Origin of the sequence: Streptomyces sp. NPDC051662, assembly GCF_040681655.1 — a bacterium.
GTDB lineage: Bacteria > Actinomycetota > Actinomycetes > Streptomycetales > Streptomycetaceae > Streptomyces.
Genome location: NZ_JBFAZD010000022.1, coordinates 109,152 through 132,542, shown reverse-complemented (window position 1 = coordinate 132,542; position 23,391 = coordinate 109,152). Strand labels below are relative to the sequence as shown.

Genomic DNA, 23,391 nt, shown 5'->3' with positions numbered 1-23,391 from the left:
TGAGAGCGTCAGCGCTCCCGCGCCCACGGACGCAGCTTCTCCGGGTTGCGGACCGCCCAGATCCGGGTGACGCACCCGTCGGAGATGTCGAACGCGGCTACGGTCATGACGACGCCGGCACGAAGGGCCACCAGGCCGGGCACACCGTTGACCGACCGCTCCAGGAGTTCGAGCCCCGGAGCCCTGTCGGCAAGGGCGACCATGTACTGGGCGATGCGGGCGCCACTCTCGACCGGGCGCAGGACCGTGCCGACCAAACCGCCGCCATCGGCGGTCATCACGGCGGCCGGGTCGAGGAGACCGACGAGGGCTGCGATGTCCTTGGTCTCCCATGCCTCTTTGACGTGTCTCACCACGTCGGCCTGACCGGCCGCCGTCACCGGTGCGCGCGCGACGCCCACCCGCCGCCGGGCTGAGGACGCCAACTGCTTGCAGGCCGCGGGGGTCCGGCCGAGAACGCCGGCGATCTCGGCGAACGGGTACCGGAAGACATCGTGCAGGACGAACGCCACCCGCTCGGCGGGCGTCATCGACTCCAGGACGACGAGGAAGGCCATGGTCACCGACTCGTCCAGGACGATCTGGTCGGCGGGGTCCACCGGGCCGGTGGCGCCGGCGCCGCCCGCCCGGTCCCACTCGGTGCGGTCGGGCAGCGGCTCGGGCAGCCAGGCGCCGACATAGCGTTCACGGCGGGCCCGCGCCGAGCCGAGCACGTCCAGACAGATGCGGCCGGTCACCGTCGTCAGCCAGGCTCCGGGGGACAGGATCTCCGCCCGCCGGCTCCGCGGCAGCGCGTACCAGCGTGCGTAGGCATCCTGTACGGCGTCCTCGGCCTCGGTCACCGAACCGAGCAACCGGTAAGCGACATTGATCAGTTGGCGTTGCTCGGCGGCTATGTCATCTGTGCCGGTCCCGACAGTGCCCATGCTTCCGGCCGCCCCCCGCCTTACCTTTCGCAGGCCCGCGTCGTCGGGCTGGTGAGACCTTATCGATCTACTGCCCAAAGGCGGACAAGGGGATTGTGACATGGCCACTCAGGAGACAGCGACGGCGACCGCGCGGCGCGGCTCCTCGTTCCTGCGGATCGCGATCGCTCTGCAGACCCTGACCATCTTCCTCCAGGCGGTCTCGGCCGGACTGCTGGTGACCTCGTCCTACGGAGAGACGCTGCACAGCGCCGGAGCCCGTGTGATGTACGGGGCGTCGATGCTGTATCTGCTCGCGGCGGTGCTGGCGTGGAAGCCGGGCGGCGGCTCGCCCCGGCCTGTCTGGCACGCCTCGGGTTTCCTCGTACTCGCCTCGGTCCAGGTCGTGCTCGGCATCGCGCACGTCCCGTCGGTCCATCTCCCCCTGGGCGTCCTGATGTTCGGACTGAGTCTGCTGGCGCTGGCCCAGCGCGCACGGCTCGGCGGCCACTCGTAGCGGCCGGAGGGCGGTGCTGCCCGCCTCAGCGCGTAACCCGCCTGGATTGAGGGAAACTTGCGCAGGCTCCGAAGCCCCTGGATGAACAATCGCGTCCCGCCGTTGAACATTCATTGACCAGGCTTTTCGCCGGGCCCGCCGGTCCCGACCATGGGAAGTCGTCAATCTCCACGACCTCCTACCGAAGGACCACCGTGCCCCGTCTGAGACCCGTTCTGGCCACCCTGCTGGCCGCGTTCGTGGGTAGCGCCACTCTTCTCCTCGCCCCGCCCGCACAGGCCGCCCCCAGCGACGCCGACCTCGCCTACCGCTGGGCTCCCGTGCACTACCAGGACAGCTCGGCGAACTACTACACCGCCGACTACCTGGCGCCGGTGAACTACGACGGCGACTGGAACACCCTCAACAACTGGGACAACCTCGACGCCAACACCGCCCGGCTGACCGGCACCGTGTACTACTCGGTGGTGGAGACCGCGACGCACTGGTACCTCACCTACGGGTTCTTCCACCCCCGGGACTGGAAGGACTACCCGCTGAACCTCTTCTCGCACGAGAACGACATGGAGGGCCAGGTGGAGGTCGTACGCAAGGACGGCAGTCAGTACGGCACCCTTCAGGCCGTCGTGACGCTCGCGCACGACAACATCTACTCGTACACCCCGCCCGGCAGCCCCTTCACCAACGGCCGCGAGAACATCGACGGCACCGTGGTCATGCAGGACTTCGACGGTGCGGCGCACCCGACGAGCTTCCAGGAGGCGCGCGGTCACGGTGCCTACGCCTGGAACGGCGGCGAGTTCCCCGGCGGCGACGGAATCGTCTACAAGCCGAGCCGCACCGGGGGCTCAGTCCCGACCGGCGGCAACGACCGCGACGCGCGGTACGGCCTGGTCGACCTGACCGCCGCCGACAGCCTCTGGGGCCGTCGCGCCAACGCGGAGACATACGCCGCGTGGGGCGTGTTCCGGGGTGACAACGGCAAGGACAACTCGGCGCGCGCTCCCTGGATGTGGGACGACACGAACGACGGCAGCGACCTCCAGGCGGGCGCGATGGTGACGGACCCCGCGTACCTGATCTCCCGGTACTTCGGCAACACGGGCGATCTGAGCCTGACGTACCTGCGCAACCCCTACCGCGGCTGATCCTCGGCGAAGCGGGACGGCGGGCGACCGCCGGGAACAACGAAGGGGCGACGGGATGTGGATCCGTCCCGTCGCCCTCCGCGGTCCGCCCTCCGCCGTTCGGAGGCCCGTCGCGAGTCATCAACGAGTGGCTTCGCCGAACAACTGTCAGGACTTCTGGATGGGGGCCGCGCCGAGCCAGCGGTGATAGGCGTCCAGGTCGACGTTGCTGCCGCACACAATGGTGACCACGTGCCGGCCTGCGAAGCGGTCACGGTCTTCGAGGACCGCAGCGATACCGAGCGCGGCCGATGGTTCGACGACGACACCGGCATGGTCGAGGAGCAGCCGCATACCGGCGATGATGGATGCCTCCTGGACCAGGACCGCGTCGTCAGCGACCAGGAGGAGGTCGTCCAGGACGGCCGGGATGGGACGCCGGCCGGCGACGCCGTCAGCGATGGTGTTGGTGGAGTCGGTGGTGACGACGCGCCGCCCGCGCCACGAGTGCGTCATCGCCGGTGCGCCCAGCGGCTGGACGCAGACCACCTCGACGTCGGGTGCCGATTCCTTCAGCACGTGACCCACACCGGTGGCCAGCGCTCCGCCGCCGAGAGCGATCAGCACAGTGTCGAACGACGGTACGGTGCCGACGAGTTCCAGGCCGATGGTCGCCGCGCCCTCGCAGGTCTCGATGTCCAGGCTGTCCTCGACCAGCCGGATGCCGTCGTACCGCGCGATGGCCGCCGCCCGCTCGCGAGCCATCTCGTGGTCGCCGTCCACCAGCTCCAGCCGAGCGCCCAACGCGCGGATACGGTCGAGCTTGACCGCGGGCGCGAAGCGGGACGCCACGACGGTCACCTCAAGCCCCCGGCCGCGGCCGGACCACGCGAGGGCCTGACCGAGGTTGCCCGCGCTGGCACACACCACGTCTCGCGAGCCACCGCCGGCCAGCAGGCTCGCGACCACCTCGGTGCCACGGGCCTTGAAGCTGCGCACCGGGTTCGCCGTTTCCAGCTTGATGCTCACCGTGCACCCGAGGCCGGGCTCCAGGGCCTCGCAGCGGTACAGCGGAGTGTCGAGGAAAACCGGGTCGATCACCCGGCGAGCCGCCCGGATCCGACCAGTGTCGAGACGCGTCGCCAGCACACACAGCAGCCTAGCGCGTGTCTTCGAAGTCCCGCCTGCCCGGCGACGCCCGGCACGCACGCTCGCCGCGTCCCGGCTGCGTATGGCTGATCACGCGCGGTCAGGGACACCGAGAACCGGCCTGATCAACAGGGCTACGCTGTGCCGTATGACGGAGAGATCCCGGCAGAGCGATCCGGTTGAGGGCGCCCGCCCGCTACGGCGGGACGCCGCCCTCAACCGCGAACGTATTCTCCACGCGGCACGCGAGGTCTTCGGTCAGCAGGGGCTGGGGGTTACGCTCGACGGCGTGGCCCGCCACGCCGGAGTGGGCGTGGGAACCGTCTATCGCCGCTTCCCCACCAAGGAAGCCCTCATCCGTGCCCTGTTCGAACAGGACCTCCGGATGCGCCAGGAGATGGCCGAGAACGCCCTCGCCCACCCGGACCCTTGGCAGGGGCTGGTCGACTTCCTCATGGAGATGTCGGCCGATCTCGCCGAGAATCGTGGTCTGCATGAAGTGCTCATGCTGGGCGAGCACACGTCCGAGCCCATCGAGACAGCACGCGGCGGCATGCTGCCCTTCCTCGAAGCCTTGATCCGCCGGGCCCAGGAAAGCGGGGATCTCCGTCCGGAGGTGACTCCTTCCGACATCCCCGTCATCCAGCACATGCTGTACGCCGCCGCCCAGTTCACCCGGGGCCGGCAGCCGGACATCTGGCGCCGATACCTTGAGATTCTCCTCAACGGCCTTCGCCGGCGCCCCGACAACCCCCCACTGGCGACGCCGAGTCTGAGCAACGAGACGGTGGAGCAGGCGATGGGCATCATCAGGCCCGAGTAGGTGTCGGCGTGCAGGCCTTCCCGCGCAGCGGTCACCCGGCGACAGGGAACCCAGCCGTACGGAAGACCCGCTGCCCCTCGTCCACCGCGAACACCTCGCAGCCGTCCCTCGACGCGGCCCATTCGATGCCCTCAGCCTCGCGGAGCTGCTGGCCCAGGCGGCGGACGCGTTCCGTACGGTCCGACCGGAGCATCCGCTGTCCGTGCGAGGCGACGGCGAACCGGTGCGCATGCGTCTCGATCCTCTCCGTATCCGACAGGTCCTGGACAATCTGCTGACCAACGCGGCCGTGCACACCCCCGCACGCACGCGGGTGTCGCTGGAGCTGTCCGCCTGTCCGGACGTCGCGGTGGTCCGGATCGCCGACTCCGGTCCCGGAATTCCGGCCACCGACCAGGAGCGGGTCTTCGACCGCTTCTACCGCGTGGACAAGGCCCGCACCCGCGATCGCGGCGGCAGCGGACTGGGACTCGCGGTCGCGCGGTCACTGATAGAGGCGCACCACGGCACCACCGAGCTTGTCAGCCGCCCGGGTTCGACGGTCTTCACCCTCCGGATCCCCCGCCGGTCCTCGCGGACCGCTCTCTGACCTGCCGCCTCGTGCGCGCCGAGAGTGCGGCGCCGCGCACCCGTCACGGCACGCGTGACACTGCCAGCTCGATGAGATTGCGCTTGGTCACCCGGCCGCCGTATCGCCCGTCGATGAGGTGGGCAACGCATCCCAGCAGTCCGTTCATGGCGGCTTCCGGAAGAGCTCGGTGGCCGGAGTAGGTCCGCAGCAGATCCAGATAGTCCGACGTGGTGTACGTGAGGTCCTGCTCGTAGCGGCGGAAGACCGTGGGGCCGAACCGACCGCTTCGCGAGACCTCCCGCGCGTGGTCCGAGCCATCGATGCCGGCGGCCGCGGGCGGCCGTAGCCCGGGCGGTGTGTCGGGATCGAAGCGCTCGTAGCAGCGCTGGACCTCCACGAAGAACTCCTCGGTTCCGCCCGCCACATGCTGGGTCCGCACCACGGCGAGCGCCCCGCCGGGACGCAACGCCTCGGCGGCCTTCGCCATCCGCACGGTCGGGTCGATCCAGTGGAACGCGGTCGCCGCGACCACCACGTCGAACGGCTCCTCCGGCAGCGGCCACCTCTCGAAGTCCGCCGTCACCACCTCCACCGCGTCGGCCCGGGCCTCGGCCAGGTTGCGGCGGGCGACCGCCGCCATACGCGCTCCCGCCTCGACGGCGGTGATCCGACAGCCCCGCTCGGCCAGAGGCACCGTCGCCTGGCCGGTCCCGCAGCCCACCTCCAGTACGCGGCTACCGGGGCGGGCGCCCGCGAGATCCGCCAGATCGTCGTACAGCTCCGGCGGATAGCCCGGCCTGGCCCGGTCGTACAGTTCCGCGTCCTCGTCGAAGGTCCTGCTCAAGCGCGTCCGGCGGGATTCCGGGGGCCGGTCGTCGCGCTTCGCATGCGTGATCTCGTCGGGCATGCGGAGCATGCTAGGTGAAGTGGGCCCCGCTCATCAGCGGATTCAAACGGCTGGTCAGGTGAACGCCGGATCGTAGGCGCCGTACCCCCTTCGCTCCGGATCGAGGGCGAAGCCGAAGTAGTTCTTGTAGAAGGTGAAGTGCCTGCTGAAGCGGCCGTTGACGCGCATCAGCGGGCGAGGAGCGCCGTCGGGCTCCGCGTAGGTGCCGATCAGACCGCCGAAGGTCCTCCGCCCGGACGCGACCGCCAGTACGTGGCTGTAGGAGGACAGGATCTGTCTACGGAAGTAGAGCTTCAGCTCGCCGAAGGTGATCTCCACCTTCCGGTGGTCGGGGAAGGTGGTGCCCAGCATCGCGCTGAGGTTGTCGACGTTCGCCCGGGTGAGGTTGCGGAAGACCAGGACCTTACTGTCGGGCAACCCCGCGGAGCGGTAGTCGGGATGGTGCTCCAGTTTGTGCAGGATCTCGTTGACTTCGTGCTCGAAGGCGCATCCCCAGCTCCAGTTGAAGCCGTCGGGATGGTAGGCCGCCCGGAAGGCGGCGAACTCGGCGGGCCGCATGTTCACCTCGTGGAAGTCCTTCACCCGCGGGTCCTTGTCGTCGGGGTCACGCCGGTTGCCCAGACGGAGGAAGAGGGTCTTGACTCCGGCGGAGTTGAGCCGCTCCGCCTGTTCGTCGTCGAAGCTGTTCACCAGGACCGGGCCGCCGGCGAAGCCGTGGGAGAGGAAGCTCAGCTCCATCAGGGTGCCGGGGGCGCGGATGCCGATCGTCTGTACCGCCGCGTAGACGTCCACGACCGACATCACGCCGTCCTGGCCGTCCTTGAAGGCGTTCCCGTCGTAGTGGGCGCGGGTGACCCGCTCGTAGGAGCGGACCGCGGCGACCGACTCGGTCCGCGTGCCTCCCGGGTAGGTGAACGTACGGACGACGACTTCCCCGCTGCCCACATCGAAGATCTGGAAGACCAGATCCTCCTTGGCCTTGTTGGCCGCGACATGCTGCCTGACCCGGTTCTCGCAGTACGCCCGGAACGGCAGGTTCTTGGGCGGCTGTTCATATCCGGCCACCAGGACGAAGTGCTTCATCGGCTCAGGCCTCGACCCACTCGCCGTCGGCGTTCCGCACCCAGCGGGGCAGGTCGTCGTCGGCGCGGAGCCGTACCAGGTTGGTGGGGACGCGTACGGTCCACTGCTCGCCCTGGGGGATCTCGTCGCCGGGGCGGTCGAGGCGTTCGGCGATCTCGTCGGCGATCGGCAGGAAGAGAGGACTGGAGACGGTCGGGAGGGGGCCGCCGTTCCACAACTCGCCGAAGTTCATGAAGTGGTCGATGGCGCCTTCGAAACCGAGGCGGGCGGGGACCGCGACCCGGCAGTACCCGGCCTTGAGGAACTGGTTGAACAGCGGGTCGGGGTCGTCGTAGGCGAGACGCTCGTCCCATTGGCTCTTGCGGCCCCAGAAGTACGGATACGCGACCCACGTCAGGTGCTCCCATTCGAAGGCCTGCTCGAAGAAGCGGATGTAGGCGCCCTCCGCCGCGGCCTCGTCGAAGTCCATCTGCGGGGCCTTGCCGGTGCGTTCGTGCATCGCGTCGAAGAGGTCGAAGTGCTGTTTGGTCAGGATGCTGACACAGTTCCTGCGCAGTTCCTGGGCGATCAGCTCCTGGTTGGCCAGTGGGTTGCGGCCCTCGATGGCGACCCCGGCCTCCAGGGTCAGCGCGGCGACCTTCTCCTCGTAGTCCGCGAGGCGGGCGCGGTAGGCGGTGGTCAGCTTGGCGTGGGTGTCCGCACGCCACTTGTCCATCGCGCGCTCGGTGCGCCGGCACTTGATCTCGACGGCGACCGCCACCTGCGAGAGGCGGAAGGTGTCGACGGCGACGGGGATCGAGCCCTGCTCCTCGTCCAGCATGGTGATCCACACCCAGTCGCTGTCCGGGCCGAACCGGTGGGTCCTGCGGCCCACGGCGACGTCCAGGGAGTACTGGCCCTCCCAGATGTTGCAGAGGTGGGCGACGGACCCCTGGAACGCCTGGTAGCCCTCGTCGATGGTGACCTGACCGGAGTGGTTGTAGTTGGTCTTGCTGTCCCCGCCGCCCGCCTTGAAGTCGAAGGACTTGGTCAGATACATCTCGGGCGGCGGCGTGACGTCCGTCGCCTGGTAGAGCTGCACCCAGTAGTGGTAGTTGGTCACGTCGATCTGGTGGGACTGGAGGGTGAAGGCCGGCGGTTTCTCCACCTGGACGGCCCCCGCGTGGGACGACTGGAGGGTGTGGATGAGGAACGCGGCGGGTTCCGGGATCATGAAGTCGAACATGGTGCGCAGCCCGTAGTTGAACATCTGCGCCCGGTAGACCTTGTTCACCCACTGGTAGACGCCGGAGATGTGCTCGATGCCGGGGCTGTTGTCGAGCGTGTGGGTGTTCTTCTCGGTGACCTCGGTGGTGATCCGCAGGGTGGTGCGCTGCAGCACCCGCTCGGAGATCTTACTGGCGCTGCGCTGGGTGACGTCCTGGGAGAAGGTGGACGCCGACTTCGTCGCCTCCTCCTTCGACCGGGAGGCGGAGCCTTCCGCGGAGGCCGAGAACTCCACCGTGGGACCGTACTTGCCGGTGACCGTGAGTCCGGCCTTCAGCGCCGCGTCCTCCTTGATGACGGCGCTCGACTCCCGGCTCATCTCGAAGCGGTCGGTCGACTCAAGCTCGCGTTCCTCGGAGGTGATCGTCTCCGTCTCGGTCACGGTGGTCTGTTCGGTCTCCTCCCGTCGGGTGTGCTCGCGCAGTTTGGTCTCGCCCTTGAGTACGTTCTCGATGTGGGCGATATCGGCGCCCTCGTAGCCGATCAGCTGCTGGCGGACCACGAGGAGGTCGGCGACGCCGGACGGCTTCACACTGCCCCGGGTGGTCGGGATACGGCCCGCCTCCAGCGGGATCTCCTCGATCGGGTCCAGGTCCCCGATGGTGATCGCGTTCCAGACGGACGGCAGCGGGGTGGAGGTGGTGACCAGTGTGTCGCCGATCCGCCGCACACTGCGCTTGACGGGTTTGCCGAACAGTTTCTCCAGCTCCGCGGCCGTCCGGTCGACCTCGCTCTGGAGGAAGGCGACGATCCGGTCCAGTGGCTGGGCCGACACGATGATGCCGCGCGCCGTCAGCAGGGCACGGGTGGCCTCCGACAACTGCCCCACCGCGTCCGGCCCGAGCCGGAAACCCAGTTCGTTCAGGATCGCCGGGACGAAGCCGGGGCTGCCGGCGAGCAGATCCGGTCTGGCCCCGAAGACCTGCCCGGCGAGTTCCGCGGCGCCGGCTACGGGGAGCTCCGGCGTGGGTTCCTCGGCCGCGGCGCCGGGGGCGGTGCCGCCACTGGTTCCGCCATCGGTTCCGCCACTGGTTCCGCCGCCTGTTCCGGTACCTCCGGCCAGGGCCCGCAGGTTGGCCTCCGAGAGGCGGCTGTGGAAGCTGATCTGCCGGGCCAGTTCGGCATGCGGGGTGTATTCGGCGGGCGGCAGCACCTGCCCGGACCCGTTCTGCCGGGAGATGCTGAAGTGCTCGCCGCCCAGACCGGTGAGCTCGCCGATCGCCGTACGCAACTGCTGGTAGACCGCGAGCAGTTGTTCGGCGCGCTCGCGTCTCACCCTGGCCGCCTCGGCCTCCTTCGCCCGCCGCTCGCGCTCGGCCTCGACGGTGGATGTCACGGGTTCGAGGCCCGTCTCGTTCGGCAGCCGCAGGGGGCGTCTGCGGGCCCGCCGCAACTCCGGTGCGCCGGAGGGGAACGCGGTGTGTGTCACCAGGCGGGCGACGATCTCCAGATGGCGCAGCTGGCGGACGAGTTCCTCCAGTGCGCGGGTGTGCTCGGCGGGCAGGTATTTGATGGCCAGCACGCTGTCCCGGAGCCGGGCGACGGCGGTCTTGTACGCGGCGCTCTGCACGACGTCCGCCGGTACGGCGCCGAACGCGTCCCGGACGGCGGCGATCAGCGTGTCCCGCAGTGAGGGCGGGAAGGGCGGGGCGGCGCCCGAGCGGGCGGCGGGTGCCGCTCCGGCCGCCCGGGCCGGTGCGGGCAGCCGATCCAGCGTGGCCACGAACTTGGCCGTCTCCTTGGCCAGCGGAGTCTGCTCGGGTCCGGCGATGAACAGCGGGCCCGCGACGTAACCGCCCGCTACCCGTCGCAGTTCGGTCCGGGGGTCCGGCGTGCTCGACGCGGCGGCCAACGCCTGCTGGAAGTCGGTCTGTTGGGCCAGTTCGACACTCGGGTTGTCGGGGTCCTGCGCGATCGCGGGCCGCAGCAGGGCGAGGCGGAAGAGCGGCTCCATGGTGAGACTCCTGTGGGGGCGACGGTACGGTCGGCATCCCCGTTCCGTGCCTCCCGCCCGTCACACTATGAGGCGAACTACCTTGATCAGAGCCGAAGTTCACTCTCGCGAGTGGTTCTCCCCACGAAGACGAGCGTTTCGCTTGGCAGGTCTGCATCAATCTGCTTGCGGGTCCTCGCTGTCATGGGAGAGCCCTCCCCGGGATCCGGTGGATCTGAGTGATCCTGCCGGAGCCCGGGGAGGGCGTCGATTACTCGCCGGATGAGGCCGGCTCGCTCGGCGAGGCTGCTCGCTCGGCGAGGCTGCTCGCTCGGCGAGGCTGCTCGCTCGGTGGGGCTGCTCGCTCGGCGAGGTCCCGCGTGGCTCAGATCGTCGCCGTGTCGATCACGAAGCGGTAGCGCACGTCCGAGGCGAGCACACGCTCGTACGCCTCGTTGATCTGGCTCGCCTCGATCAGCTCGATCTCGGCACCGAGGCCGTGCTCGGCGCAGAAGTCGAGCATCTCCTGGGTCTCGGCGATACCGCCGATCGCCGAACCGGCGAGAGTCTTGTTGCCGCCGATCAGGGAGAACAGGTTCAGGGCGACGGGCTCCTCGGGCGCGCCGACGTTCACCAGGGCGCCGCCGGTCTTCAGCAGGCTCAGGTACGCGCCGAAGTCCAGGGGCGCCGACACCGTGGAGACGATGATGTCGAAGGCGCCGGCCAGGTTCTCGAAGGTGGCCGGATCGCTGGTGGCGTAGTAGTGGTCGGCGCCCAGCTTCAGGCCGTCGTCCTTCTTGCGCAGCGACTGGGAGAGGACCGTGACCTCGGCACCGAGGGCGTGCGCGATCTTGACGGCCATGTGGCCGAGGCCGCCCAGGCCGATCACGGCGACCTTCTTGCCGGGGGCCGCTCCCCAGCGCTTGAGCGGGGAGTATGTGGTGATGCCGGCGCAGAGCAGCGGCGCGGCCACATCCAGAGACAGCCCGTCCGGGATGCGGACGGTGAAGTTCTCGTCGACGACGACCTTCTGCGAGTAGCCGCCGTAGGTGGGCTCGCCGTCGTGGCCGATGGCGTTGTACGTGCCGACATTCCCGCGCAGGCAGTGCTGCTCCTGCCCGGCCCGGCAGTTCTCGCACTCGCGGCAGGAGTCGACCATGCAGCCGACGCCGACCCGGTCGCCGGCCTTGAACTTCGTCACGCCGGAGCCGACCTCGGCGACAACACCGGCGATCTCGTGACCGGGCACCATCGGGAAGATGGCCTCACCCCAGCCCTCGCGTGCCTGGTGGATGTCGGAGTGGCAGATGCCGGCGAACTCGATGTCGATCAGAACGTCGAACTCACCGACCGTGCGGCGCTCAATAGTGGTGCGCTCCAGCGGTGCCTTGGCGCTGGGAGCGGCATATGCGGCAACAGTCGTGGTCATGGTTCGAGAGTGCCTCCTCGCAGCGCGTTCACCCAGGTCACCGCTTTGCGTACGTCCAGTGGTCCTACTACTGGCGGGGTCAGGCTCCTGGTCGTACGAAGGGGAATACTTGAGGACATGGACGACACCCCCTCCGCGAGCACACCCCCCTCCGCGGACGCACCCCTCTCCGCGGACGACGGACAGGCAGCCCGCCCCGACGTTCTCGACGGCCGGGCCGAGCTCAGCGAGTTCCTGCGCACCCGGCGGGCCCGGCTCAAGCCGGAGGACGTGGGAATCCCCTCGCACGGGCGGCACAGGCGGGTGCCGGGGCTGCGACGAGAGGAGCTGGCACAGCTGGCCGGAGTCTCGGTGGCGTACTACACACGCCTGGAGCAGGGCAATGGGCGCAATGTGTCGGCGGAGGTACTCGACTCGATCGCGCGCGCCCTGCGTCTGACCGACGCCGAGCATGCGCACCTCACCCATCTCGCCAAGCCGAAACAGCAGCGGAGGAAGTACCGGGCGCCCAAGCGACAGCTGGTGCGGGTGGCGCTGCGGCAGCTGCTGGAGTCGATGGAGGGCGTACCCGCGTATGTCGGCGGGGCGCGCTCGGAGATCCTTGCCTGGAACCACATGGCGGCGGCGCTGTTCGGCGACTGGGGCAAGCTGCCGCCGGAGGAGCGCAACTGGGCACGGCTGACCTTCCTCTCCCCCGACTACCGCGAGCTGTTCCTTGAGTGGGACTCCAAGGCGTCCGACATGGTCAGCTATCTGCGGCTGTACGCGGGCCAGCACCCCCAGGACCCGGAGCTGTCGGCGCTCGTGGGTGAGCTCTCCGTCAAGAGCGAGGAGTTCAGGCGGCTGTGGGCCACGCACGATGTGAAGGAGAAGGGTCACGGCGTGAAGCGGATGCGGCATCCGCTGGTCGGTGACCTCACTCTCGCGTACGAGACGATGCATCTCCCGGACGACCACGAACAGTACCTGTGCGTGTACCACGCGGAGCCGGGTTCCGCGTCGGCGGAGGCTCTGCGCATCCTCGCGAGCTGGAGCACGGACACGGTCAGGGCCGACAGCCGGACACCACACGCCTGAAGCCCCATCGCGGCCCGTAGCGCCTGATCCGTCAAGTTTCGGGTCCACCGCGACGGGGTTACGGTGGAGGCTGTACGTCATGTCGAACGTGAGGCGAGCCTCTCGTACCGCACCGGCTCCGCGTCTGACAGAGCGTCAGGAGAGTGCGATGAGCGAGCCCCCGATGCGCGAGCCCCAGGACCGGGAGACGCGGGACCACGCGCCACACGAGCGGGACCGGGACGTGCCCCTCTCGGCCATCACCTTGACCGTCAGCGGCCGTTCGTGGCACCTCGACGTGGATCCGCGTACGTCGCTGCTCGACGCGCTCCGCGAACATCTGCGTCTGGGCGGCACCAAGAAGGGCTGTGACCACGGCCAGTGCGGCGCCTGTACGGTGCTGATCAACGGGCGACGCGTCAACTCCTGTCTGACGCTCGCCGTGATGCACGAGGGCGACGAGATCGTGACGATCGAGGGCCTGGGGAATCCGGGCGAACTCAGCCCCATGCAGGCGGCCTTCATCGCGCGGGACGGCTTCCAGTGCGGCTACTGCACCCCGGGTCAGATCTGTTCGGCGGTCGGCATGCTCCGTGAGGTGGAGGCCGGCTGGCCCAGCCATGCCACCGCCGATGTCTCCTCCTCGCGGGTCGAGCTGACCGACGAGGAGATCCGCGAACGGATGAGCGGCAATATCTGCCGGTGCGCCGCCTACCCGAACATCGCCTCGGCCATCCGCGACGTCGCGCACGCGCGCGAGGTCGCGCACGCGCAGGGCGGCCGGGGATCCCCGCGCGGCCAGGGATCCCCGCGCGGCCGGGGAAAACCGCGGGGAGGCCCGCGATGAGGCCCTTCACCTACGAGCGTGTGACGGACGCGCGGGCCGCGGTGGCGGCGGTGTCCCGTCCCGGCGCGAAGTTCATCAGCGGTGGCACCAATCTGCTCGATCTGATGAAGCTGGAGATCGAGCGGCCTGACCATCTCGTGGACATCAGCCGGCTGCCCCTGGGGAGTGTCGAAGAACTGCCGGACGGAGGACTGTGGATCGGCGCGCAGGCCGCGAACTCCGATGTGGCCGCCGACCCCCGGGTACGGACCCGCTACCCGGTCCTGTCCCAGGCGCTGGTCGCCGGAGCCTCGGGCCAGTTGCGCAACAAGGCGTCCGTCGGCGGCAACCTCTTGCAGCGCACGCGCTGCCCGTACTTCTATTACGCGGACGCGGGCTGCAACAAGCGTGATCCCGGCTCCGGTTGCGGTGCGATCGGCGGCTTCAACCGTACGCACGCGATCCTCGGCGCCAGCGACGCCTGTATCGCGACCCACCCCTCGGACATGGCCGTGGCGATGACGGCGCTGGAAGCGCGGATCGAGCTCCTCGACGCCGACGGGTCGACGCGCGCTGTGGAGATCGGGGACTTCTACCGGCTGCCGGGAGACACCCCGCACAGGGAGACGGTCCTGCGGCCCGGCGAGTTGATCACGGGCGTCGAACTGCCCCCGCCCCCGCCGGGTGGGCAGCTCTACCGGAAGGTCCGGGACCGGGCGTCGTACGAGTTCGCGCTGGTTTCCGTGGCGGTGGTCGTCTCAACGGCGGGCGGCTCCACGGACGGTGACTTGTCGGACGAGGGAACGGCCACAGGCGCCGACCGGGGAACGGTCACAGGCGCCCGGGTGGCGTTCGGTGGCGTGGCGCACAAGCCCTGGCGGTCGGTCGAGGCGGAGGCGGCACTGCGGGACCGTCCCGCCACGATGGCGACCTACCGCGCCGCGGCCGAGGCGGCGATGCGGAACGCGGTGGGGCGGGGCGCCAACGACTTCAAGATCGAGCTGGCCCGACGCACGCTCTGCCGCACGCTGGACCGGGCGACCCGGGTGAGGTGGGGAGGCCATGGTGGAGAGAGCCATGGTGGATGACGCCGGGACGGAGAAGACCGGCGTGCGGGACGCCGCGCTGACCGGCCGGCCGCTCGATCGCGTCGACGGCCCGCTGAAGGTCACCGGCCGCGCCCCCTACGTATACGAGGAGTGGAACGCGCAGCGGCAACGGGGAGCCGGACCGACGCTCTACGGGTACATCGTCGGCGCGGCCATCGGCAAGGGCCGTATCACGCGCATCGACACCGCACGCGCCGAACGCCTCCCCGGTGTACGTATGGTGATGACCCATCACAACGCCCCGCCGCAAGGCACCTGGAACGACTCCACGTTCCTGGAGTTTCCACGCGCCTTTCCCGCCCTGACCGGCCCCGAGATCCACTTCCACGGTGAGCCCGTGGCGCTCGTCGTGGCGACCACCTTCGAGCAGGCCCGGGCGGCGGCCGGTCTTGTCGACGTCTCGTACGCCGTTGAGCGGGGACACTACGAGCTCGCCACACGACTGGAGCAGGCCCACCCGCCGCACAAGATGAAGATCGGCCTCGCGCCCGACACGGCGGTGGGGGATATCGAGCACGGGTTCGCCGCCGCCGAGGTCACGATCGATCAGCAGTACACGACGTCGTGCCAGTCCGCCCAGCCCATGGAGCCGCACGCGTGTCTCGTCGTGCCGCACGGCGAGGACCTGATCGTCCACACCAGTACCCAGATCGTCGATTCGGCGCGTACGTCCATCGCCACCACGCTCCTGATGGACGAAGCACGGATCCAGATCGCCTGCCCGTATGTCGGTGGGGGGTTTGGTTCCAAGCTGCGAGTCCACTACGAGACGATCCTGGCGGCGATCGCCGCCCGCGCGCTGGACCAGCCGGTCAAGATCGCGCTGACCCGGCAGCAGACCTTCCCCCTCGTCGGGGTGCGCCCCGCGTCGCACCAGCATGTCCGCCTCGGCTCGGGGCGGGACGGCCGACTGGTCGCGATCGCCCACGACATCACGATCCATACCAACCCCGACGTGGAGTACGCGGAGCAGATCGCCGCCACGACGCGCAGCCTCTACGCGGCCCCGAACCGGGCGACGAGCCACCGGCTGACATCGCTCGATCTGCCGCGCGGGGAGGACGTACGTGCCCCTGGTCACGGCCCGGGGCTGCTGGCCGTCGAGTCGGCGATGGACGAACTGGCGCATGAGCTGTCGATGGACCCGGTCGAGCTGCGTATCCGTAACGAGCCGGAGCTGGATCCCGAGCGGGGCGTGCCGTTCAGCGAACGCCATCTCGTGGACTGTCTGCGTGAGGGGGAGCGCCGCTTCGGCTGGAAGCACCGCGCGGCGAAGCCCGCGACTCTACGGGAGGGGCGGTGGCTGGTCGGCTACGGCGTCGCCGCCGCGATCCGTCCGCATCCGCAGGCGGCGACGAGGATTCGGGTCCGGGTGACGGCGGACGGCGGCGCTGTCGTCCGGTCGGACATGACAGACCTGGGCACGGGGACGTACACGGCCCTGACCCAGGTCGCCGCCGACGGGCTGGGCCTGCCGCCCGAACGGGTACGGGTGGAGCTGGGGCGTTCCGAGTTCCCTGTCAGCGGTGGGTCGGGGGGCTCGTGGGGCGCGGGCAATTCGAGCACCGCGGTCCACCACGCGTGCGCGGCCCTGCGCGAGAAGCTGCTGACCGCGGCGTGCGGCGACGAGCGTTCCCCGCTGTACGGCCGGGAGCCTTCGGCCGCGGTGTTCGCGGACGGCAGGGTGCGTATCGATGGTGTGTCGGAGGGGCTGGACGAGATCGTGGCGCGTGTCCGGCCGGGGGGCGGGGGCCCGGATCGTGGCACGGAGCCGGGTGTGGAGGCGGAGGGTGTGACGCCGCCCGCGCGGGAGGACCCGAACTACGCGGCCTACTCGATCAACACCTACGGAGCGCAGTTCGCGGAAGTCGGCGTCGACGCCGACACGGCCGAGATCCGGCTCCGGCGGATGCTGGGCGTCTTCTCGGTGGGCCGCGTCCTCAACGCCAAGACGGCACACTCGCAGCTCATGGGCGGGATGATCTGGGGGCTGGGGATGGCCCTGGAGGAAGCGGTGGTCGTGGACGTACGCTCCGGCGCGTTCGTCAACCGGGATCTCGCGCAGTACGTGGTGCCCGTCCACGCCGATGTCCCCGAGGTCGACGCCGTCATCCTCGAAGGCTCCGACGACAGGGCCAACCCCCTCGGCGCCAAGGGTGTCGGCGAACTGGGCATCTGCGGCGCGGGCGCGGCGGTCGCCAACGCGGTGTTCAACGCGACGGGTGTGCGCGTCCGGCACTTCCCCGTCACGCTGGAACAACTCCTGCCGAGCTTGCCGCCGCAGGACGGGTGAGCCGACGTCCGGCCGAGCCGACGCCCGGCTGAGTGATCAAGGCCGGCCGGTCAGGCCAGCGCCTTCTTCAGAGCGCTGATGGCGAGTTCACGGGCCACCTTGGTGGCGTGGCAGTCCCGGAGGCTGTCGAGCATCAGGAAGTCGTGGACCATGCCCTCCACGCGCACCGCCGTCACATCGACACCGGCCCCGCGGAGCTTCGCCGCGTAGGCCTCGCCCTCGTCGCGCAGGACATCCGCCTCATCGGTGATGACGAGGGCCGGAGGCAGGCCCTTGAGCTGACCGGCGCTCGCCCGCAGCGGGGAGGCGTAGGGCTCGGCCCGCTGTTTCGGGTCGGTCGTGTACTGGTCCCAGAACCAGATCATGCCGTCCCGCGTCAGGTAGTACCCGTCCGCGAACTGGAGGTACGAGGCCGTGTCGAAGGCGGCGTTGGTGACGGGGTACAGCAGCACCTGCGCCTTCACGCCCACGTCACCGCGTTCCTTGGCCATGAGGGCGAACACCGCGGCCATGTTGCCGCCCACCGAGTCACCGCTGACCGCGATACGGGAGGCGTCGAGACCATGCGCGGCACCGTGCTTCACGACCCACTCGCCGACGGCCCAGTTCTGCTCGATCTGCGTCGGGTATGTCGCCTCGGGTGCCCGGTCGTAGACGGGGAAGACCGCGGCGGCGTTCGCTCCGGTGGCGAGTTCCCGTACGAGACGGTCGTGGGTGTTCTCGTCGCCGAAAACCCAGCCCGCCCCATGGATGTAGAGGATGACGGGAAGATCGCCGACCGCGCCCTTGGGGCGGACGATCCGGGTGCGGACCCTGCCGTACTCGCCCGCGTCGACCGTCACCCACTCCTCGTCGATCTCCGGCTTGTCGACGCCTTTACCGGTCTGGAGCCCGGCGAGGATGTCCCTGCCCTGCGCCGGTGGGACCTCGTAGATCCTCGGATGCGGCGATGTAGCCTCGGTGAGCTCCTTCGCGGCGGGTTCGAGGACGGGGGCGGGCGGAGGGGGCAGCTCGGCCATGACGGTCTCCTGTGGGGTCGCGCGAACGGATGGTGAGGGAGCGCGGCTCACCGGCCGGCACCGCTGGGCGGGGCCCATGGCGCGAGGATCATGCGGCCGACGTCGGGAGTTCGCTCCTCTCGCCATGTTCCAGGGGGACACGCCCCACGCAACTCGAACGCGGGTCCCGAGGGCATCGTCCACGCCGAGGAAGCCGCTCTTCTCGTGGTCGGAGTCGACGTACGTATCGAGCGGTCGTGAAGCCGCCCGCCGTACCGGGGCTCGCCGACGGAGCCCCGGCACAGCGGTTTCGTCCAGATCGAACGGCTGGGTCGAACGGCTAGATACCGAACGGCGCGGCGTAGTGCACGGTTCCGCTGGGCAGCGGGTGGCCGGCGTCGAGGGCGAGGGCCATCATGGCCTCGTCCGGGACGTCGATGCTGAGTCCGATGCCGTACGTGGAAGCGCGAGTGAAGCCGAACCGCGGGTAGTACGTCGGGTGTCCGAGGACAGTGACGAAGTGTTCGCCCGACCGCTTGGCGGCCTCCAGTGAGGCGCGGATCGCCGCGGAGCCGGCGCCGGTCCGCTGGTACTCGGGCCGGACGGCGACAGGCCCCAGACACAGCGCCGGGGTGTCGTCGATGTGGCAGCGGGTCAGCAGCGCGTGGCCGATGAGCTTGCCGTCGGGGTCGGTGGCGACGATGGACAGGCCGTCGATCCACGAGGGGTCGGCGCGCAGGGCCTCGACGAGGTCGGCCTCCGACGGAGTGTCAAACGCGGCGAGGTTGATCTCGCGAAGGGTGGGGATGTCGGCGCTGGTCTCAGCACGCGTGATCCAGTTGATGCTCATGATGGATGGAGATCCGTTTCATGGTTGGTTCGTATGGGTGCTGCCCCGCGAGCTCACGCTCCCAGCGGGGCGAATCCGGATGAGGGTCAGGCCCGGGACGTGAGGACGGTCCGGGCGGAGCGCGTCGCGGCCTTGAGCGCGGTCATCAACCCCACCTCCCCACTTCCTCGATCTGGATCCGATACGAACGCCGAACAGCCTATCACCGGGCCGAATCGAGCCGACATCGGAGGGTTCGGGGAGAGCGGGGACATCAGGCAGGGGCGGGCCGCTGCCCGACTACTGTTGCTCCGCATGACTCTCACCGACATCGAGATCACCGCGGAACTGGTCCGAGATCTGCTGCGCGACCAGCACCCCGATCTGGCCGACCACCCTGTGCGGCTCGGCGCACGCGGCTGGGACAACCAGCTGTGGCGGCTCGGCGACGACCTCGCCGTCCGGTTGCCCTGGGCGACGGAGTCCGCGGACGCGCTACTGCGCAAGGAGCACGCCTGGCTGCCCGCCCTCGCCCCGCACCTTCCCTTGCCGGTCCCCGTCCCGCAGCGCCTCGGTGAGCCCTCCGAACGGTTTCCGCGCCCCTGGATCGTCACCACCTGGGTACCGGGCACCCCCGCCGACCGCGCTCCCGTCACACGCGCCGAGGAGGCGGCCGATGCCCTGGCCACCTTCCTCACGGCTCTTCATCGACCCGCCCCCGACGGGGCGCCCACCGGTCGCGGCCGCGGGGGGACGCTGGCCGACGGAGCCGAGCAGTTCGCCCAGCAGCTCGCCTCGGCCACCGAGTTGGGACTGATCCCCGACCCGAGCGCCGTCCGCGCGATCTGGGAGGACGCGACCGCCGCGCCCGACCGGGTGGGCCCGGCACTGTGGCTCCATGGCGATCTCCATCCGGCCAATATCCTCACCGCGGACGGCACCTTCTGCGGCGTGATCGACTTCGGCGATCTCTGCGCGGGCGATCCGGCCTACGATCTCGCCGCCGCGTGGATCCTGCTGCCGGACGGCGCCACCGACCACTTCCACGCCGCCTACCAGCCGGCCCCGGACGCCGCGGCCTTGCGTCGCGCCCGCGGCTGGGCCGTGCAGCGCGCCCTCGTCGGCATTCTCGTCGGAGATGCCGGCGTCCACGGCCGCCCCGGCGGCAAGCCCACCTGGGGCCCACCCGCGCACGCCGCACTGCGACGTCTCATCGCGACGGCCCGCTGAACGACCGGGCCGGACCCGACCTCCTATTCAGTACGCAGGGCCGTGGCGGTACGGGCCCTGGCGGCCCAGCCCGCGGGCAGGAGCGCACCCAGGGTGGCGATGAGCAGGCCGCCGAGTGTGAGCGAAAGCAGTTCGGCCCCGTGGTAGACGGCGATGACGGAACCGGGGAGGCGGAGCCCCACACTGTCGCCCATCGCGGGGAGGACCCAGCCGTGCAGGGCCACGCCGAGCGGCACGCCCAGAGCGCCCGCGGCCAGTCCCGTCACGACGACCGAGGTGAGGACCATCGCGTCGGTCTGCCGGGGGGTCATACCGAGCGCCTTGTGGACGCCGATCTCCCGGACGCGCTCGCGGGTGTCGAGCAGCACGCCGTTCAGCACACCGAGCGCGGCGACGCCGACGAGCATCAGCGTGAGGATCGCTGACAGCACGTTGAGTGTGACGACCATGTCGCCGCCGGCGTTGAGCCCGCCGGCCCGAGCGGTGGCCCCCAGCGGTGCCAGGTCCCTGTTCAGCGCGTCGACATAGCCGGTCACATCGGTGCCCGACGTGACCGCGACGTGATGGCTCGTTTCCGTCAGGTCAGGATGCGCGGCCGTGAGGGTCGAGGAGTCGGTGAAGACCTGCATGCCGCCGTTACGGGGGGTCGAGGACCTCACCGACGATCCGGACCGTGACCGGCTCGCCCAGGCCGTTCAGCGTGACGGTGTCGCCGACACGGGTGCCGGTGGCGGTCAGGTTGAAGAACTGGAAAACCATGCCGATCTTCGACCGTCGGTAGAGCGCCGATCCGGCTTCGCCCAGCTTGTCCACCCGTACCCCGTCCACGGTGACGGTCCCCGTGTCGGGCCTGTCCAGGCCCGCGATCAGATTGAGCAGTGTGGACTTGCCGCTGCCGGAAGGGCCGAGGATCGCGACGGCCTCGCCCGGCCGCACGGTCAGCGACGCCTCGTGCAGAGCGGGCGGGCCGTCGTCGTACCGGCGGCTCACCTCGCGCAGTTCGATCACCGGCAGGGTCATGAGGGCTCCTCGCATAGGGGCGGTTGGCTGCCTGAACGCTAGGAGCGGGCCCGGCCCGCACGCGTCGCCCGCCCGAACCCCTTGCGGTACCGCGTGGGGATGAGCCCCGGAAACGTCATCCCCGCGATGTACGCGGGTGATGTATCCGGCGCGGTGGGAATGGCCACCGGGACGGACTCCGCGGGTCCGCGCGGCGGCGACAATGAACCGGTGATGGACGTACGTACGACGCTGGAGCGGCTGCGGGAAGCCGCCCGCCGGGCGGTCCGCGACGCGGGGCTTCCGAGCGCTCCACCGCTGCGGCCCACCCGGCGCGCCTGGCGGTTCGACGTGCTGGTGGCACTGGCACTCGGCATCACCACCGTCTACTACGGCATCGACAACGCCGACAACGTCGTGGTGCGCGAGATCGCACCCGGCGTGGAGCACGTCGTGCCACGCCCGGCCGGCCCCGGCGGCCTGGCCTTCATGGTGACCCTCGCGGTCATCGCCTCGGGTGCCCTGGCGCTGCGCCGCCGCTACCCGCTCGCCGTGCTGTGCGTCGTGACGGCCGCGACACTGGCGACACCGCAGAGCGTCCTGCGGCTGACCTTCTACGCGTTCGTCATCACCGTCTACAGCGCCGCCGTGTACAGCCCGTACCGGGTGGCGACCCTGGTCGCGCTGCCGTTGTCGGTCGTCCTGGTCGGCACCTCGGGGAACTCGGTGACCCCGATCGTCCCCAACGAATACATCGCCCTGCTGATCCTGGTCCCGATGGCCGTGGCCGCTGTCGGGCTGCGTACGTGGAAACTCCGAACCGACGAGGGCCGCACCCGGCTCGCCGCCCTGGAACGCGAACAGACCGAGGCGCTGCGCCGGGCCGTCGAGCATGAGCGGGCCAGGATCGCCCGCGAACTGCACGACGTCGTCACGCACAACGTCAGCGTGATGATCATCCAGGCGGGCGCCGCCCGCAAGATCATGAAGACCTCCCCCGAGCAGGCCGGCGAGGCGCTGCTCGCCGTCGAGGCGGGCGGGCGGGCCGCCATGACCGAGTTGCGCCACGTCATGGGGCTGCTCACCATGTCCGACGAGGGCGAGGGGACGGACGGAAGCGCTGACCTGGCCGCCACGGAGGCGGAGTTGGCCCCGCAACCCGGCCTGGACCAGCTGGAGAAGCTGGTCGGGCGTGTCCGGGACACCGGACTGTCCGTCGACCTGACCGTGACCGGCCCGCCCCGCCCTCTCCCGCCCGGCCTCGAACTCGCCGCCTACCGCGTGGTCCAGGAAGCCCTGACCAACACCGTGAAGCACGCGTGCGGCGCCACCGCCGCCGTGACCGTCGACTACGGCCCGGAACGGCTCCGGGTGGAAGTCACCGACACCGGTGGACAACCGGGCGCGGGCGCGCCCACCGGAAACGGCCGGGGCCTGATCGGCCTGCGCGAGCGTCTCGCCGTCCACGACGGAACCCTGAACACCGCCCGGCGCGTGACCGGCGGCTACCGTGTGGAAGCGCTGATCCCCCTGGAGGCACCGTGACCGAGCCGCTGCGTGTGCTTCTCGCCGACGACCAGACACTGGTCCGTACCGGATTCCGGATGATCCTCAGCGCCGACGGCGTGGACGTCGTCGCCGAGGCGGCCAATGGGGCCGAAGCCGTCGAAGCGGTCCGCCGCAGCCGGCCCGACGTGGTCCTGATGGACGTCCGGATGCCCGAGATGGATGGTTTGGAGGCCACTCGCCGCATCCTCACCGGAGCCCCGGGCGAACCTCGCGTCATCATTCTGACGACGTTCGACCTCGACCGGTATGTCTACGCGGCGCTGTCCGCCGGAGCCAGCGGCTTCCTTCTCAAGGACGTCACCCCCGAGCATCTGACCGCGGCGGTCCGTACGGTGCGTACCGGCGACGCTCTCCTCGCACCCGCCATCACGCGCCGCATCGTGCAGCGGTTCACCCAGCGCGGCAGCGACACCGCGGCCCTCCACCGCAGCCTCGCCTCACTCACCCCGCGCGAACTGGAGGTCCTCGGCCTGCTGGCCCGAGGCTTGAGCAACGCCGAACTCGCCACCCGTCTCCACCTGGCCGAGGCGACCGTCAAGACGCACGTCGCCCGTATCCTCGCCAAACTCGGACTCCGTGATCGTGTCCAGGCCGTCATCGTCGCCTACGAGACAGGACTGGTCAGCGCCGGCGCACACGCGTCCGCCCAGCAGACCACCGAGCAGACGTAGGGCCTGTCCGGCCGAGACGAGTAGGTCCGAAGCCGAGGCGCGGGCGCTCACCCGCCGGACCGCGAGGTCTTCCAACGCGCCGCGCGGGCAGTCGAGTTCGG

General features: G+C 70.0%; 19 protein-coding genes and 3 pseudogenes. 11 read left to right on the top strand and 11 right to left on the bottom strand.

Going from position 1 to position 23,391, the window contains the following annotated elements:
- Window positions 1–8 precede the first annotated feature (8 nt).
- Window positions 9–926, bottom strand: coding sequence for an RNA polymerase sigma factor SigJ (gene sigJ, locus AB0M67_RS30520; protein ID WP_365750715.1), 918 nt, complete (start codon window positions 924–926; stop codon window positions 9–11).
- A gap of 100 nt (window positions 927–1,026) precedes the next feature.
- Here sigJ and AB0M67_RS30515 point away from each other — a divergent pair, with 100 nt between their 5' ends.
- Together AB0M67_RS30515 and AB0M67_RS30510 are read left to right on the top strand one after the other, a co-directional pair.
- Complete coding sequence (locus AB0M67_RS30515) at window positions 1,027–1,422, top strand: hypothetical protein (protein WP_365750713.1); 396 nt, start codon at window positions 1,027–1,029, stop codon at window positions 1,420–1,422.
- Window positions 1,423–1,616: 194 nt separating this feature from the next.
- On the top strand, window positions 1,617–2,570 hold the full coding sequence (locus AB0M67_RS30510; protein WP_365750712.1) for a hypothetical protein: 954 nt from the start codon (window positions 1,617–1,619) through the stop codon (window positions 2,568–2,570).
- Between the two features lie 147 nt (window positions 2,571–2,717).
- On the opposite strand, the gene AB0M67_RS30505 is transcribed toward AB0M67_RS30510, so the two are convergent.
- Window positions 2,718–3,698 carry a pyridoxal-phosphate dependent enzyme gene (locus AB0M67_RS30505; protein ID WP_365750710.1) on the bottom strand — a complete coding sequence of 327 codons (981 nt, stop codon included), beginning with the start codon at window positions 3,696–3,698 and terminating at the stop codon, window positions 2,718–2,720.
- A gap of 148 nt (window positions 3,699–3,846) precedes the next feature.
- Here AB0M67_RS30505 and AB0M67_RS30500 point away from each other — a divergent pair, with 148 nt between their 5' ends.
- Window positions 3,847–4,521 (top strand): TetR/AcrR family transcriptional regulator, encoded by a 675-nt coding sequence (locus AB0M67_RS30500; protein ID WP_365750708.1) that lies wholly within the window; start codon window positions 3,847–3,849, stop codon window positions 4,519–4,521.
- Between the two features lie 31 nt (window positions 4,522–4,552).
- Here AB0M67_RS30500 and AB0M67_RS30495 read toward each other — a convergent pair.
- Window positions 4,553–4,657: pseudogene (locus AB0M67_RS30495) on the bottom strand (FAD:protein FMN transferase); the annotation flags it as partial.
- Here AB0M67_RS30495 and AB0M67_RS30490 point away from each other — a divergent pair.
- Window positions 4,658–5,110: pseudogene (locus tag AB0M67_RS30490) on the top strand (ATP-binding protein); the annotation flags it as partial. It lies immediately after the preceding pseudogene.
- 43 nt (window positions 5,111–5,153) lie between these two features.
- On the opposite strand, the gene AB0M67_RS30485 reads toward AB0M67_RS30490, so the two are convergent.
- From AB0M67_RS30485 to AB0M67_RS30470, 4 genes are all read right to left on the bottom strand, one after another.
- Window positions 5,154–5,999 carry a class I SAM-dependent methyltransferase gene (locus AB0M67_RS30485; RefSeq protein ID WP_365750706.1) on the bottom strand — a complete coding sequence of 282 codons (846 nt, stop codon included), beginning with the start codon at window positions 5,997–5,999 and terminating at the stop codon, window positions 5,154–5,156.
- Between the two features lie 54 nt (window positions 6,000–6,053).
- A complete protein-coding gene (locus tag AB0M67_RS30480) occupies window positions 6,054–7,082 on the bottom strand; it encodes a hypothetical protein (RefSeq protein WP_365750704.1) in 1,029 nt (342 codons plus the stop codon).
- 4 nt (window positions 7,083–7,086) lie between these two features.
- A complete protein-coding gene (locus tag AB0M67_RS30475) occupies window positions 7,087–10,302 on the bottom strand; it encodes a hypothetical protein (RefSeq protein WP_365750702.1) in 3,216 nt (1,071 codons plus the stop codon).
- Between the two features lie 364 nt (window positions 10,303–10,666).
- Window positions 10,667–11,710, bottom strand: a complete 1,044-nt coding sequence (locus AB0M67_RS30470) for an NAD(P)-dependent alcohol dehydrogenase (RefSeq protein WP_365750700.1) — start codon at window positions 11,708–11,710, stop codon at window positions 10,667–10,669.
- Between the two features lie 117 nt (window positions 11,711–11,827).
- Between AB0M67_RS30470 and AB0M67_RS30465 the strand changes: the two genes are divergently transcribed.
- The 4 genes from AB0M67_RS30465 to AB0M67_RS30450 all read left to right on the top strand — a co-directional run bounded on the left by AB0M67_RS30465 (window position 11,828) and on the right by AB0M67_RS30450 (window position 16,994).
- Entirely contained in the window at window positions 11,828–12,787 is a 960-nt protein-coding gene (locus AB0M67_RS30465; RefSeq protein WP_365750698.1) for a helix-turn-helix transcriptional regulator, read from the top strand.
- 148 nt (window positions 12,788–12,935) lie between these two features.
- A complete protein-coding gene (locus tag AB0M67_RS30460) occupies window positions 12,936–13,613 on the top strand; it encodes a 2Fe-2S iron-sulfur cluster-binding protein (RefSeq protein ID WP_365750696.1) in 678 nt (225 codons plus the stop codon).
- Window positions 13,610–14,680, top strand: coding sequence for a xanthine dehydrogenase family protein subunit M (locus tag AB0M67_RS30455; protein ID WP_365750694.1), 1,071 nt, complete (start codon window positions 13,610–13,612; stop codon window positions 14,678–14,680). Before AB0M67_RS30460 ends, AB0M67_RS30455 begins: the two co-directional genes overlap by 4 nt.
- Window positions 14,655–16,994, top strand: coding sequence for a xanthine dehydrogenase family protein molybdopterin-binding subunit (locus tag AB0M67_RS30450; protein WP_365750692.1), 2,340 nt, complete (start codon window positions 14,655–14,657; stop codon window positions 16,992–16,994). Before AB0M67_RS30455 ends, AB0M67_RS30450 begins: the two co-directional genes overlap by 26 nt.
- Before the next feature lie 50 nt (window positions 16,995–17,044).
- Here AB0M67_RS30450 and AB0M67_RS30445 read toward each other — a convergent pair whose 3' ends face one another.
- Window positions 17,045–18,013, bottom strand: coding sequence for an alpha/beta hydrolase (locus AB0M67_RS30445; protein ID WP_365750690.1), 969 nt, complete (start codon window positions 18,011–18,013; stop codon window positions 17,045–17,047).
- Between the two features lie 319 nt (window positions 18,014–18,332).
- The gene (locus AB0M67_RS30440; RefSeq protein WP_365750688.1) at window positions 18,333–18,842 is read right to left on the bottom strand and encodes an N-acetyltransferase; all 510 of its coding nucleotides are present in this window, start codon (window positions 18,840–18,842) and stop codon (window positions 18,333–18,335) included.
- A gap of 294 nt (window positions 18,843–19,136) precedes the next feature.
- On the opposite strand from AB0M67_RS30440, the gene AB0M67_RS30435 reads away from it, so the two are divergent.
- Complete coding sequence (locus AB0M67_RS30435; RefSeq protein ID WP_365750686.1) at window positions 19,137–20,051, top strand: aminoglycoside phosphotransferase family protein; 915 nt, start codon at window positions 19,137–19,139, stop codon at window positions 20,049–20,051.
- 23 nt (window positions 20,052–20,074) lie between these two features.
- On the opposite strand, the gene AB0M67_RS30430 is transcribed toward AB0M67_RS30435, so the two are convergent.
- Window positions 20,075–20,710 (bottom strand): ABC transporter permease, encoded by a 636-nt coding sequence (locus AB0M67_RS30430; RefSeq protein WP_365750684.1) that lies wholly within the window; start codon window positions 20,708–20,710, stop codon window positions 20,075–20,077.
- Window positions 20,711–20,786: 76 nt separating this feature from the next.
- Window positions 20,787–21,071 (bottom strand): annotated as a pseudogene (locus AB0M67_RS30425) (ATP-binding cassette domain-containing protein); the annotation flags it as partial.
- Window positions 21,072–21,284: 213 nt separating this feature from the next.
- Between AB0M67_RS30425 and AB0M67_RS30420 the strand changes: the two are divergent.
- Both AB0M67_RS30420 and AB0M67_RS30415 read left to right on the top strand, forming a co-directional pair.
- Window positions 21,285–22,595: a histidine kinase gene (locus AB0M67_RS30420; protein WP_365750737.1), complete on the top strand. Its 1,311-nt coding sequence runs from the start codon at window positions 21,285–21,287 to the stop codon at window positions 22,593–22,595.
- Window positions 22,592–23,290 carry a response regulator transcription factor gene (locus AB0M67_RS30415; RefSeq protein ID WP_365750682.1) on the top strand — a complete coding sequence of 233 codons (699 nt, stop codon included), beginning with the start codon at window positions 22,592–22,594 and terminating at the stop codon, window positions 23,288–23,290. The genes AB0M67_RS30420 and AB0M67_RS30415 overlap by 4 nt, the downstream gene beginning before the upstream one ends.
- Window positions 23,291–23,391 lie beyond the last annotated feature (101 nt).

Bases quoted from the DNA above. Each gene is read 5' to 3' on its own strand.
- AB0M67_RS30465 (WP_365750698.1), top strand. From the start codon at position 11,828: ATGGACGACACCCCCTCCGCGAGCACACCCCCCTCCGCGGACGCACCC.
- AB0M67_RS30470 (WP_365750700.1), bottom strand. From the start codon at position 11,710: ATGACCACGACTGTTGCCGCATATGCCGCTCCCAGCGCCAAGGCACCG.
- AB0M67_RS30475 (WP_365750702.1), bottom strand. From the start codon at position 10,302: ATGGAGCCGCTCTTCCGCCTCGCCCTGCTGCGGCCCGCGATCGCGCAG.
- AB0M67_RS30420 (WP_365750737.1), top strand. From the start codon at position 21,285: ATGGACGTACGTACGACGCTGGAGCGGCTGCGGGAAGCCGCCCGCCGG.
- AB0M67_RS30515 (WP_365750713.1), top strand. From the start codon at position 1,027: ATGGCCACTCAGGAGACAGCGACGGCGACCGCGCGGCGCGGCTCCTCG.
- AB0M67_RS30500 (WP_365750708.1), top strand. From the start codon at position 3,847: ATGACGGAGAGATCCCGGCAGAGCGATCCGGTTGAGGGCGCCCGCCCG.
- AB0M67_RS30460 (WP_365750696.1), top strand. From the start codon at position 12,936: ATGAGCGAGCCCCCGATGCGCGAGCCCCAGGACCGGGAGACGCGGGAC.
- AB0M67_RS30485 (WP_365750706.1), bottom strand. From the start codon at position 5,999: ATGCCCGACGAGATCACGCATGCGAAGCGCGACGACCGGCCCCCGGAA.
- AB0M67_RS30440 (WP_365750688.1), bottom strand. From the start codon at position 18,842: ATGAGCATCAACTGGATCACGCGTGCTGAGACCAGCGCCGACATCCCC.
- sigJ (WP_365750715.1), bottom strand. From the start codon at position 926: ATGGGCACTGTCGGGACCGGCACAGATGACATAGCCGCCGAGCAACGC.
- AB0M67_RS30445 (WP_365750690.1), bottom strand. From the start codon at position 18,013: ATGGCCGAGCTGCCCCCTCCGCCCGCCCCCGTCCTCGAACCCGCCGCG.
- AB0M67_RS30455 (WP_365750694.1), top strand. From the start codon at position 13,610: ATGAGGCCCTTCACCTACGAGCGTGTGACGGACGCGCGGGCCGCGGTG.
- AB0M67_RS30450 (WP_365750692.1), top strand. From the start codon at position 14,655: ATGGTGGAGAGAGCCATGGTGGATGACGCCGGGACGGAGAAGACCGGC.
- AB0M67_RS30435 (WP_365750686.1), top strand. From the start codon at position 19,137: ATGACTCTCACCGACATCGAGATCACCGCGGAACTGGTCCGAGATCTG.
- AB0M67_RS30480 (WP_365750704.1), bottom strand. From the start codon at position 7,082: ATGAAGCACTTCGTCCTGGTGGCCGGATATGAACAGCCGCCCAAGAAC.